Consider the following 12,173-nt stretch of genomic DNA (forward strand, 5'->3'; position numbering starts at 1 on the left):
GCACTGCTTCGCCGTGCACGCGTGCCGCCTGTTCCCCCGTCACGGCGTCACCTCCAGTTCCACCGCCGCCGTGTACGCCACGCACCCGTGCCAGCCGACCTTCGCCATCAGCCAGTACGAACCCGGCGGCACCGCCCCGCCGTCCACCTCGATCACGTACTCCCGCTGCTCCCCGCCCGGCACGGTGAAGCCCTGGCAGCCCGGCGTCACGCCCGCCCAGGTTCCCCAGGAGGAGACGGCCCAGAGGGTGCCGTTGACCGGCCCCCGGGTGGGGTTGTGCAGGGTCACGGGGACGCTGGCCCGTTCTCCACGGCGTACGACGACCCGCTCGACTCCCAGCCTCGTCACCAGCGTCGGGCCCCGGTGTCCGCCGCCCGTATCCAGTGCCACGACGTCCTCGTACGTCTGCCCGCCGTACGCCAGCCGGGCGGCGAGCCAGTGCCGGCCGGGCTCGGGGTCGGGCGGCGGTGTCACCGTGACCTCCGCGACCGTGAAGCCGCCGGGTCCCAGCGCGTACGGCAGTTCGGCCGGCTCGACCGACCAGCCGGGCGGGACGTGCAGGCCGACCGTGCCCGACACCGGCGCGTCGGTCAGTTCCGAGCCGACCCGGACCGTTGCCGTGACGGGGCCGTCGGCGACGGTCAGCGTGGTGGGGGAGACGTACACCGCGACCGGCATGTTGCCGCGCGGGGCGGGGCCGGAGTTGTGCAGCCAGTAACGGGTGGGGACGGGCTGGGCGGGCTCATGGGCGGCGATGCCGGGCCCCGGTGATGTCTCACCGGGGGAGGTGGCCAGGATGGTGGCCACCTCGAAACCGGTCAGGTCGAGTTCGAGGGCCCCCTGATCGCCGGGCGTCAGGGGATCCCCACGCCTCTCCAGTACGTCCGCCCGCGCACCCCGCGTCCACTCCCGCGGCCCGCGCACCCGCGCCCGCACCTGCCGGCCGTTCACCTCGTGCACCCGTACGACGACCCCACCGGCCGGATCAGCGGCTGCCACACTCCCGCGCGCCAGCGGCGACCCGGCCGCCTTGAGCGCGTCGAGCAGCACCTCGCCCGCCGGCTCGAGGCCCAACAGCTCGGCCTTCCTGGGCAGTACGGCGCCCTGCGTCGCCGTTCGCCGCAACCGTGCCGTCAGCGGATGGTTGAACGCATGCCCGGCCTGCGGCAGTCGCAGCTCACGCCAGTCGCCCGGGCCCGCGACCACGGCGTACTCGAAGGTGTGGGACCAGCGCTGGAGCTGGAAGGCGGAGCCGTCCGGCGCCGTGCGCCTGGGCGGGTCGACCCAGATGCCGGAGGGCCAGCCGGTGCAGGAGCGCATCAGCGACATGTAGAGGTCGCCGGACGAGGTCACCACGCATCCGGGCGTTCCGCGGTTCAGGACCGCGAAGCTACGGCCGTCCCAGGCGTCCCCGGGCGGCAGCGCCTCCCCGCCGCCCGCCGCCGTGGCCCGCAGGACCGCGTCGTCCAGGTCGGCGATCAGCGCGTCCACGGCCTTGGCGTCGTCCTCGGGCCGGGCGCCCGCCACCACGAGCAGCGGCAGCCGCTCCAGGTCGCGCAGGTCGGCGCCGGGCACCCACTCCTCGCGCAGCGAGGCGCGCGGTGCGACCCACACGGCGGCCACGCCCCGCTCGGCGAGCTGCCGGCGCAGCTCCCGCCCGGCCGCCGGGTCCCAGCCGAGGGCCTCGGCGGCCACGGAGTTGCGCTCGGGCGCGCCGACCGCGATCCGGATGTCGGGCAGGTTGGAGTCGACCTCCAGGTCGCCGTAGCGCGGGCCCCCGGCGATCGTCGAGGTCGCCGTCACGCCGACGCGGACGAGGGCCGCCGCGAGCGGGGTGCCCAGTTCACCGGCCTCGTCCCAGGAGGAGTACACCAACTCGGCGACACCGATGGACCGTTCGCCGAGGGGCCGGCCGGAGCCGTCGACCACCGCTACCCGGGCGGTGGAACCCAGCCCGAACCACGTGTTGGCGGGGTTGTCCAGCGTCCACGGGAACTGCTCGCTGTCGACTTCCACAAACCCGAACCCGCGCCCGATCACCGCGTCCGCCACCTCGTGCACCGGCAGCCCGCCGCGTACGTCGGAGGGCCAGCGGACCCGGATGAGACGGTCGGCGCCGTCGTAGCCGTCGATGGTGGTCGTGAGGTCGAGGCGGTCGACGCCCTTCCAGAGGGTCAGGCGCTGGGTGCAGCGGAACAGGCCCAGGTCGGCGCGGACGGTGATCCGTGATCCGGCGGGGGAGTGCTCGACCTCGACATCGGCCGTGACGTCGCGGCTGCGGGCGGCCGTCGTGCCGGTCGGCGTGAGGTGCCAGGGGCCCTCGCCGAAGCGCGGGTGCCTGGAGTACTCCTCCTGCACGACCAACTCGTTGCCGATGTCGCCGGGGCGCAGCAGTTCCCGGCCGTCCTCGGCCAGGGCCCGCAGGCTGCTGACGCAGCCGCCGCGCGCGGGATCGACCGTCACCTCGTAGAACTCGTTGCGGATGGTGGCGCCCTCGCCGGGTGTCCACCCGGGGACCGTCCCCTCGGCCAGGGGGAGCGCCTTGAGGCCCATGCCGGGCACCTCCGGTACGACGACCCGGAGTTCGCCGTCCTCCCGTACGGCGGGCAGCGGCAGTCCGGTGTCGTCGAGCGGGACGAGCCCGGGGTCCTCGACCGCCAGTACGTCGCGTCGTTCCCAGGTCGCCGCGTTGAAAACCACCAAGTCCGGTGCGCCGCCCGGTAGTCGAGCCACCTTGTCCGCGAGGGCGTCGGTCGCGTCGGCGTGCACTGCCTCGGCCAGGTCGTACAGCTCCCGCCAGCCGGTGAGCAGGTCGATGTAGACCTGGTCGGACTCCGAGCCGGTGATGGCGTCGTGGTGGGCGCCGTAGACGAGCTGCCGCCAGGCCTTGTCCAGCGCCGCGTCCGGGTAGGGGTGCCCGGTGACCAGCGAGGCGAGTGTCGCCCAGGCCTCCGCGTCCGCGAGCAGCGTCTCGCCGTGGCGCTGGGCCTGCTTGGTGTCGATGTAGGAGACGTCCTTGCCGGTGTAGACCGGGTTCATGTCCCGGGTCTGCGGGGACGCCTTGCGGCCTTGCGCGTCCAACTCCGCGCGCACGGCGGCGAAGAAGTCCCTCGGGATCCCGCTGATGAAGCGCGGCCATACGTACCGGGCGTTCCAGTCCCGGTGGATGGCCATCACCCAGCGGCACGGCGGCGCGTAGTCACCGCCGACCGGCAGCAGGACGTTGCGGGTGAGCGCCACCTGCTTCAAGCCCTTGAACAGCTTGAGCGCGGCCGCCTCCGCCTCGGGGAGCGTGGGCGCGTTGTCGATCGCCCAGCCGGCGCCGTAGTGGTTGACCATGTAGGCGGTGAGGATCCCGCGCCCCGAGGGGGCGATCCAGTCGAACTCCGCCGGGAACTGCATCCGGTTCGGATCCCGGGGCTCCTCGCCGAACACGGACAGGGTCGGCCCCCACTGGTGGAACGGTCCGCGCGCCCAGGAGCTGGAGCTCACCCCCGCGTCCGCCATCAGCCCGGGGAACTGCGGATCGTGCCCGAACGCGTCCAACTGCCAGGCCGTCTCCGGGCAAGCCCCGATGATCCCGCGCTGGAAGCCGTCGCCGTACAATGCGTTGCGTACGGTCGCCTCGGCGCCGGTGAGGTTGGTGTTCGGCTCGTTGTAGGTGCCGCCCATGATCTCGACCCGGCCGGTGCGGATCAGCTGGCGCAGGAAGGCCCGCTCCTCCGGGAAGGCGTCCCAGTAGGGCTTGAGGTAGTCGACCTCGGCGAGCACGAAGGTGTACGCCGGGTCGCGCCGCGCCAGATCGCAGTGGGCGCGCACGAGACTCATCCCGGACTGGCCGCGCGAGTCGAAGGTGCGGGCGGGCAGGCCGGTCGTGGCGGGGTCGTCGGCGACGTCCCAGGTCTCGGTGTAGGCGCCCTGGGTGTTCCACCAGACGGGGTCGTAGTGGAAGTGGCTGACCATGAACATGGTCCAGCCGGGTTCGGCGGCCGTGAACGCGGCGGAGTGCTCCGCGGTGCGCGCCGGGTCGTCGGCGTCCTCGGCCGTGACCCTGACGTGCGTGCGGTCGCCGGGGGCGAGGTCGGTCGTCACCGGTATCTCGGCGCGTGCCGTGCCGTCGTCTCCGGTGACCGTCCCGGCGGTGCCGTGGACGCCCGGCCCCTCGACGGTGAGGCGGACCGTCCGGCCCGGGGTGTGTCCGATCTCGACGGCCACCACTTGGTGCGGATCGTCCTCGGTACCGACGAACAGTTCGGTCGACTCGACAGAGATGACGCGCATGGGGCTCCTACGAGTGCTCGTGGGGAGCCCCATCCTGGCACCGAGGAGATGATTCAAACAACCATTCTTGAGGTTCCTTGGTGGTTCATCCATGCAGTCCCGGACGGGAGGCGGATGGGCTCAGCGCGTCCGGCGGGACTTCACCGCGTGCTGCGGGGTGATGTGGTCGGTCAGTGCGAGGGAGGCGCTGGCGCGCTGGTAGGAGACCTGACCGACCCGGACGTAGAGGCAGTCGACGATCATCAGGACGGAGTGCCGGCCGCCGATGCTGCCGGTGCGGAAGCTGGTCTCCGAGGTCGCCGAGATGAGCCGGATGTCGGCGGCCTTGGCCAGTGGTGAGCGTGGGTCGGTGGTGATGGCGATGGTGGTGGCGCCCCGCTCCTTGGCCATCTCGAACGGTTCGAGGGTCTCGCGCGTGGCGCCGGAGTGGGAGATGCCTATGGCCACGTCGGCCGGGGTGAGCAGGGCCGCGGAGGTGGCCGCGCCGTGCACCTCGGTCCAGCCGCGCACCTGGCAGCCGATGCGGAACAGCCGCGTCTCCGTCTCCTGGGCCACCGCGCCGCTGCCGCCGACGCCGTAGACGTCGATGCGGCGGGCGCGGGCCAGGGCCTGGGCCGCGCGCTCCAGCGCGTCCAGGTCGATCCGGTCGATGGTCTGCTGGATCGCGCGCAGATCCGCGCTGCCGACCACCTGGACGACCCGCTCGAGGCTGTCGTCGGGTGAGATGTCCGGGCCGATCTCGGCGGTGCCCCAGTCGGAGACCTCGCCGCGGCCGCGCTCCTGGGCGAGCTCGATCAGCAGATGCTGGTAGGAGTCGAGGCCGATGGCCCGGCAGAAGCGGGTCACCGTCGCCTGGGAGGTGCCGGTGCGGCGGCCCAGCTCGGCGGCCGAGCAGTGGGTGACGGCGGCCGGATCCTCCAGGATCAGCTCGCCGACCTTCCGCAGGGAGCCGGCCAGCCGGGGCAGCTCGGTTCGGATCAGTGTGGTGACGTCCGTCGGGGGCATGCAGAGAAGGTATCAGCCACCGTTTGTACCGCAGCTTGAATACCAGGACCGGAGCACCGGACCGGCTCGTCGACGGCGGCTCATTGCCCCTGCCGTCCCGTGTGTGATTTATTGATTCATCGATGAAGGAATACAAGGTGGTTCAATCCACCAGTGGGGAGTGACGCGTGTCCGACGACTCCGTGAGCGCCCGGCGCTTCGCACACGAGAGCATGGCCGTCCTCGACCGCCTGACCGAGTCCGCCCGCGACGACGTGATCCGCGCCGCCGACCTGATCGCCGACTGCGTGCGCGCGGACGGCGTGATCCAGGCCTTCGGCACCGGCCACTCCCAGGCCATCGTCCTCGAACTCGCCGGCCGGGCCGGCGGACTCGTGCCGACGAACCGCCTGAGCATCGCCGACCTCGTCCTGTACGGCGGTGACTCCCCGAGCGTCCTCGACGACCCGCTGCTGGAGCGGCAGGCCGGGGTCGCGGCCCGCATCTACGACCTCGCCGCACCGCGTCCCCAGGACCTCTTCGTCGTGATCTCCAACTCGGGGGTCAACAACGTGGTCGTGGAGATGGCCCTGCACGCCAAGCAGCACGGTCACCGCCTCCTCGCGATCACCTCCCTCACCCACACCCGCGCCGTGCCCGCCGGACACCCGAGCGGCAAGAAGCTCGCCGACCTCGCCGACGTCGTCCTCGACAACGCCGCACCGCGCGGCGACGCGCTGCTCGAGCTCCCGGACGGCGGGGCCGTGTGCGCCCTGTCCACGCTGACCGGCGTGATGCTCGTCCAGATGGCCGTGGCCGAGGCCTCCGCCCAGCTCCTCGCCGCCGGGGAACGTCCGCCGGTGTACGTCTCGGCCAATGTGCCGGGCGGCTTCGAGGGCAACCTGGAACTGGAGAAGCGGTACGCCGGACGGATCCGGCGTACCGCGAGCTGATCACTCCACGGGTACCGGCGTCAGTGCCACGGCCAGCGGATAGGCCCCGGTCCGCAACGGCTCCCCGGCCGCGCCCGACGCCGTGTCGACCGGCACGAGGGCGTTGCCGTCGGCCGTCGCGACGTAGGCCCTGGCGCCGTTCCAGTCCAGGCCGACGTCGAAGGCGGACCGCCCGACCGTCACCTGCGCGCCGGGCGCGCCGGTCACGGTGTCGACCGGTGTGACGTAGTCCCCGGTGCTGGGGCTCACCCACAGCGTCCGCCCGTCCGGCGACAGACCGAGCCCGTAGGCCTGGCCGGAGACCAGCAGCGTCGGCTCGGTGTCGTTCGTGGCCGTGTCGATCGGGGTCACCGTGGAGCCACCGGAGTTGGACACGTACACCGTCCTCCCGTCCGGCACGGCGACGACGTTGAAGGGGCGCGGGCCGACGGGGATCGCCTTACCGGCGCTGGCGGTGGTGAGGTCGACGGGGCTGACCGTGTTGTCGTGGATGTTGGCCACGTACAGCGTCCTGCCGTCCGGCGTGACCGCCATGTTCTCCGGCCCCGAACCCACCGCGACCGGCGTCCCCGCCTTCAGCGTCGCCGTGTCCACGGGCTGGACCGTGCCGTCCGTGTAGTTGGCGACCCAGAGCGTGCCGCCGTCCGGGGTGAGGGCGAGCCCGGCCGGGACCCGGCCCACGGCGACCGTGGCGGTGACCGTGCCGCGCGCCACGTCGATCACGCTGACCGTGTTCGAGCCCTGGTTGGCGGCATAGGCGGTGCGCCCGTCCGCGCTGACCACGACCTCGCCCGGGTTGTTCCCGACGGCGATGTCCGTGCTAGTACCCGAGCCGAGGTCGATCGAACTCACCGAAGCCCCGCTGAAGTTGGCCGTCAGGGCACGGGATGTCCCGGTGCCGTCCGTGACCCGGACCGGGATCGCGCGGGTGAGCAGACCGTCTCCCGACACCACGACGGAGTGCACGCCGGGCGCGGTCGCGGTCAACGCGACGGTGACCGACGCGCTGCCCCCGGCCGGGACGGTCGCACTGCCCTGCCCCGGCGAGGCCGTGACCCCGTCGGGCACGTCGAGCTTCCAGGTGACCGTCCTGGCGGTGGTGGACCGCTCGTCGGACAGTTCGAGGGTCACCGTCTGCGAGGAACCCGGCTTCAGCGAAAGTGAGTCGGGCGCGAAGGAGGCGTCGACGCCGGGGTCGGGGGCGCTCTCCAGCAGCGTGGTGTAGAGGAACTGGTCCATCACTCCCGGGGACACCTGCTGGGGGATGGCGTCCAGTTCCCTGCGCTCGCCCCGGAGCCGCTTCCAGTACGTCGACACGGCCTCCGTGTCCCCGCGCTTGTCCGCGAGCAGCAGCTCCACCGCCGTCCCGCCCGCGCTTCCGTAGCGGCCCAGCTTGTCCAGCCAGGCCGAGGTCTCCGCCAGGAACCCCGGGTTGTCGAGGCGGGCGCGCAGCTCGGCCGGGGTGGCGGCCATGTCGGTGAAGTACGACCTCAGCCGCGCCGCCGCCCGCTCGAGACCGCTGTCGCTCCCATAGGCCTTGCGGAAGGCGGCGATGAGGGCGGTGAGCGTGGGGGACTCGGTCGGGTCGAGCTGGGAGGAGTAGTTGTTCTCGGCGAAGATCCGCAGCCACTTCGCGGCGCCGGGTCCGGCCAGGTCCCGTACCGAGGCGAGGAACGCGGCCCGTGGGTCGTAGGCGTCCGGGTTCCAGAGGTACGCGGCCGAGGTGAACAGCGCGATCCGGCTCGCCTCGCCCTGCACCATCGGGTTGGCGGTCACCCCGGTCGCGGCGCTCGCCACGCCCGGCTCGCGGCCGGTGTAGGGGCCGAGCAGGAGACGGCTGGTGACGTAGTCGTTGACCGGGTAGTTGTCCCAGATCAGGATCGGATGGCCGTACACCTCACGCGCCCGCGCCACCTGCTCGGCGGTGATGGCCGGCGCGATCACACCGACACCGGTCCACTCGACCACCACCGACGGGTCGAGCTTCTCCCGCAGCGCCTTCTTGTACGGGGAGTCGGCGAGGTCGGAGTATTCGGTCGGGACCATCTCCAGCGGCTGCAGGTCCGGGTGGCCGGCGGTGAACTTTCGCCACACCGTGTTGAGCAGCTGGGCCTGCGCGGTACCCGCCGCGCCCCCGCCCGTGCCGAACTCCGCCTCGTCGGCGGCGCAGTTCCACCTGGTGTAGCTGATGTCGTCGAGCGGGATCGCGAAGGAGCGCACGCCGATGTCGTACAGCGAGTCGAACTTGGCGGTGAGCGCCTTGATGTCGGCGTCGGAGGAGTAGCAGACGGACAGCCCGGGGGAGAGGGCGTAGGTGAAGCGGACGTGGTTGGCGCGGGCGCGGTCGACCAGTTCCCTCAGCTTCGCCAGTTCGGCGGGCGGGTACTCGTCGCGCCAGCGGGCGCGGAGATAGTCGTCGTCCTTGGGGGAGTAGACGTAGACGTTCTGCTTCGTACGGCCGTAGAAGTCCAGCTGGTCGAGGCGTTCGGTGTGCGACCAGGGGGTGCCGTAGAAGCCCTCGATGACTCCGCGCAGGGCGGCGGTGGGCCAGTCGCGCACGGTCACCATGGGGACGCGGTCCTGGCTGAGGAGTTGGCGCAGGGTCTGGGTCGCGTAGAAGGTGCCGGTGGTGTCGGCGCCGGAGAGGGCGACGAGGGCGCGGCCGTGGGAGCGGCCGGTGGCGAGGACGTAGCCGCCGGAGGGCAGTCCTGCCGGGGACTCGGCGCCGAGCCGGTCCAGCGCCCGCCCGGTGGCGGGGTTCTCGGTGGGGCCGCCCAGGTAGACGGTGAGGGCGGAGGCGGGCGGTTTCCCGCTCGCCGGCACGGTGACGATGTGCCGGGCGCCCGCGTCGCGCAGGACCGATTCGACGAGGCGCCGGGCGGATGGGTCGGTGTCCGGGCCGATGACCTCGACGACCTTGTCGGGGACGGTGAGACGGCCCGGGCCGGTGTGCATGCTTTTGGGCGTCGGCCAGACCTGCGGAGGTTGGGCCCGGGGTGCGGGCGCGGCTGCGGTGGCCGGTGCGGTGAGGCCGAGGGTCAGGAGCAGGGCGGCGGCGAGCGATATGAGCGGGCGCCGTGGAGGTCTGACACGAAGGGATGGCGGCACGAATCCTCCCGGGATGAATGTATCCACCGGAGGATGCTAGGGATGCTGAATGTTTCATTCAATGGGGCGTTCGGGAGGCAGCCCGCCGCAGGGAGCGCACACTGGATGTAAGAGCTGTCGGTGCCAAAGGGGGTGTCGGCATGGCTGCGTCGGAGTGCCCGAGGGTGCGGCTGTGGCGGTGGCGGCGCAGCCCGCTGAGGCGGCGCAGCGACCTGGTCGAGGCCTGGGTCGTGCTATGCGCATGGGTGTTCGCGCTGGTCGGCGCCCTGTTCGCGGGACTGGTGGCGGCGGACGCGGTCACCCGGTCCGCTCAGGACATGCGGGCCCGGAGTCAGCAGGTGACGGCCGTGCTGGTGAAGGACACGGAGGATCCGGGGGCCTCGCGGGTCACCACCGACCATCTCGTGTGGGGCACCGTCCGCTGGACCGACCCCGACGGCACCAGCCGCACGGACGAGGCGCGGGTGCCGCCCAACGTGAAGGCCGGCAGCAAGGTCGAGGTGTGGACGGACCGCAACGGCGCCGTCGTCAACGAGCCGCTGTCCGAGACCGAGATCCTGATGCACTCGATCGCCGGCGGTGTCCTGGCCGCCGGGGCGACCGGCGGCCTCGTGCTCGGCTGCTCCTGGATGGTACGGCTGGGGCTGGAGCGGCGGCGGCTGGAGCAGTGGGCCGCGGAGTGGGAGCGGATGGACACGCCGTGGGGGTGGAAGACGGGCTGATACGGCCGCCGCCGCACACCACCACGGTCAGCGGCGGCCCACTGCGTTCGTCACCTCACGTCCGCGCTGGGCAGTGCCGACGGGGAGGCGGTGTTCAGGTCCTCCAGGCCCTTGGGAATGGCGAGCGTGACGACCGGTGCGCCGGGCTGGGGCGCGGGCGGGGTCATCTGGTCCTTGGGGAGCTTCGGGGGCGTGGTCTGCTGGAAGTTGTTCGCGTCGAAGTTGACCAGGCCCGTCTTCTCCAGGACCGTCATGTGGTCGAGCACGGTGTCGTTCGCCAGGTCGGCCAGCTGACGGACCAAGGTGTTCTGCGTGGTGCCCCGGATCTTGGCGATGGCCGGGAAGATCTGCCCGTGCGTCACCCGCATGATGGCGACACCCGTGGCGTCGAACTCCTTGCCGGTCTTGGAGTCCACGGTCGCCACGAACTGCTGCTGCTGCGGGCTGGCCTGGTTGGGCAGCGTGATGTTCAGCTCGGAGGCGAGCTTGCGACAGGCGAGGTCGAGCCGGGCGTGTCCGACGACCAGGTGTTCGCCGGCCTCCTTCATCTCCGGGGTGGTGCCCCGCTCCATCGCCATCAGGCCCAGCGGGTGCTCCCACAGTCCGGCCGCGCGGACCTTGACCACGAAGTCCCGGTCGGCCTCGGTCAGCGGTCCGTACTGGGTGTTGGCGATGACGCGGTCCTGGTTGGCGGAGGTGGTCTCCACGCCCAGCATGGCGGGATATGCGAGGGCGGAGAGGGTGAGGACGAGGGCGCCTCCCACGAAGACGGTGCCAACCATGCGGCGCGAGACGGGCATCGTGCCTCCTGTTCGTGAACGGCTCGGTACGCCAGGAGGTACGGACGCAACCCGCGAAACAATCACCACCGCGGGAAAAAACTTGCGATCCGCTGTGCGTCGTCCATCACACCGGCCGTCGATCAGCGCAGCCGGCGTTCGAAGAAGGCCATGGTCGCGTCCATCGAGTCCGGCCACCGCGGCCCGAACGTGTGCCCCTCGCCCGCGTACGTCCGCAGCTCCACGTCCTTGCCCGCCGCCTCGAACGCGGCGACGGTCGCCCTGGTCCAGCTCAGGGGGCAGGTGTCGTCGGCGGTGCCGTGGTGGATCAGCAGGGGTTCGGTGACCCGGTCGACGTAGGTGACCGGCGAGACCTGCCGCCAGAACTCCGGGTTCTCCTCGGGCGTGCCGTGCGCGGCCTCGATCTCCTCGACGATCGGATCGCCCTCGGGCCGCTGGAAGCGGTCGATGTTCTCCTCAGGGCGCGAGCTGACCGGCGCGAAGACGACGGCGGCGTCGACCAGCCCCGGCGCCACGACCAGCGTGTTGTACACGACCCCGCCGCCCATCGACCGCCCCAGCAGACCGATCCGCTCGTCGTCGACGTCCGGCCGGGCGGCGGAGCGCAGCGCGAGGACGGCGGCGATGACGTCCTCGGTGTAGCCGAGCCGCAGGTTGACGTCGTTGTCGGGGTCGTCGTCGGAACCCGCGTGGTTGCGGTAGTCGGTGTGCAGGACGACGTAGCCGTTACGGGCGAGAAGGTCCTGCTCCCGGGCCAGCCCCCGGCCGGTCGTGTAGACGTCCGGGTCGATGTAGCCGTGCGCCAGGACGAGCGCCGGGAACGGGCCCTCGCCGCGCGGGACGTTCATGATGCCCGAGATCGTCAGGTCGTTCGCCCGGTACGTGACGGCGTACTGGGTGTAGGCGTCGGTGCGCAGGCGTACGGCACCGAGGCGGAGGTCGGAACCCCGGTGCTCGCGCCGGATCAGGGCCGGGAGGGAGACCGGGTCGGCGGGGGTGGGCGAGGGCGAGGGTGCCGCGGCGGGGGTTTCGCCGCCGGCCCGGGACGACGTCGACGGGGCCGGGGCGGGCGTGCTGTCCTCCCCCGCGCTCCCGGTGCAGCCCACGGCGGCCACCAGCGCGAGCCCGGCGGCGAGACACGAGGCGCCTCGCGGCAACCGCATGAAGTCGAGTATCCGGTGGTCGGTCGGCGGACGCCTCCCCTGCGGGCGGCCGAGGCCCGCCGTTGTGATGCGCGTCACATAGGGGCTAGGGTGATAGCGCCTGGAGAAGCCCACCGGGCCGTGTGCCGAGCGGCGGCGTGCGCGACCGGGACGGCTTCAGGT

7 protein-coding genes are annotated in these 12,173 nt (G+C 72.1%); 2 read left to right on the plus strand and 5 right to left on the minus strand.

The window, feature by feature from the left end:
• Positions 1-39: 39 nt before the first annotated feature.
• Positions 40-4,281, minus strand: a complete 4,242-nt coding sequence (locus ACIBAG_RS32705; RefSeq protein WP_399110063.1) for an NEW3 domain-containing protein — start codon at positions 4,279-4,281, stop codon at positions 40-42.
• Positions 4,282-4,401: 120 nt separating this feature from the next.
• Complete coding sequence (locus ACIBAG_RS32710) at positions 4,402-5,286, minus strand: MurR/RpiR family transcriptional regulator (RefSeq protein ID WP_399110065.1); 885 nt, start codon at positions 5,284-5,286, stop codon at positions 4,402-4,404.
• Between the two features lie 167 nt (positions 5,287-5,453).
• On the opposite strand from ACIBAG_RS32710, the gene ACIBAG_RS32715 reads away from it, so the two are divergent.
• Positions 5,454-6,218 carry a sugar isomerase domain-containing protein gene (locus ACIBAG_RS32715; RefSeq protein WP_399110066.1) on the plus strand — a complete coding sequence of 255 codons (765 nt, stop codon included), beginning with the start codon at positions 5,454-5,456 and terminating at the stop codon, positions 6,216-6,218.
• On the opposite strand, the gene ACIBAG_RS32720 is transcribed toward ACIBAG_RS32715, so the two are convergent.
• Positions 6,219-9,284, minus strand: a complete 3,066-nt coding sequence (locus tag ACIBAG_RS32720) for a beta-N-acetylglucosaminidase domain-containing protein (RefSeq protein ID WP_399110233.1) — start codon at positions 9,282-9,284, stop codon at positions 6,219-6,221.
• A 182-nt stretch (positions 9,285-9,466) separates the two neighbouring features.
• Here ACIBAG_RS32720 and ACIBAG_RS32725 point away from each other — a divergent pair, with 182 nt between their 5' ends.
• The gene (locus tag ACIBAG_RS32725; RefSeq protein ID WP_399110068.1) at positions 9,467-10,048 is read left to right on the plus strand and encodes a hypothetical protein; all 582 of its coding nucleotides are present in this window, start codon (positions 9,467-9,469) and stop codon (positions 10,046-10,048) included.
• Positions 10,049-10,098: 50 nt separating this feature from the next.
• Here ACIBAG_RS32725 and ACIBAG_RS32730 read toward each other — a convergent pair whose 3' ends face one another.
• Both ACIBAG_RS32730 and ACIBAG_RS32735 read right to left on the minus strand, forming a co-directional pair.
• Positions 10,099-10,848 carry a DUF4142 domain-containing protein gene (locus ACIBAG_RS32730; RefSeq protein ID WP_399110070.1) on the minus strand — a complete coding sequence of 250 codons (750 nt, stop codon included), beginning with the start codon at positions 10,846-10,848 and terminating at the stop codon, positions 10,099-10,101.
• Positions 10,849-10,970: 122 nt separating this feature from the next.
• Positions 10,971-12,089, minus strand: coding sequence for an alpha/beta hydrolase family protein (locus ACIBAG_RS32735; RefSeq protein WP_399110071.1), 1,119 nt, complete (start codon positions 12,087-12,089; stop codon positions 10,971-10,973).
• Positions 12,090-12,173 lie beyond the last annotated feature (84 nt).

Source organism: Streptomyces sp. NPDC051243 (genome assembly GCF_044455405.1).
Classification (GTDB): Bacteria; Actinomycetota; Actinomycetes; order Streptomycetales; family Streptomycetaceae; genus Streptomyces.

Coding starts and splice junctions, on each gene's coding strand:
- ACIBAG_RS32705 (WP_399110063.1), bottom strand. CDS start 4,281: ATGCGCGTCATCTCTGTCGAGTCGACCGAACTGTTCGTCGGTACCGAG.
- ACIBAG_RS32710 (WP_399110065.1), bottom strand. CDS start 5,286: ATGCCCCCGACGGACGTCACCACACTGATCCGAACCGAGCTGCCCCGG.
- ACIBAG_RS32725 (WP_399110068.1), top strand. CDS start 9,467: ATGGCTGCGTCGGAGTGCCCGAGGGTGCGGCTGTGGCGGTGGCGGCGC.
- ACIBAG_RS32730 (WP_399110070.1), bottom strand. CDS start 10,848: ATGCCCGTCTCGCGCCGCATGGTTGGCACCGTCTTCGTGGGAGGCGCC.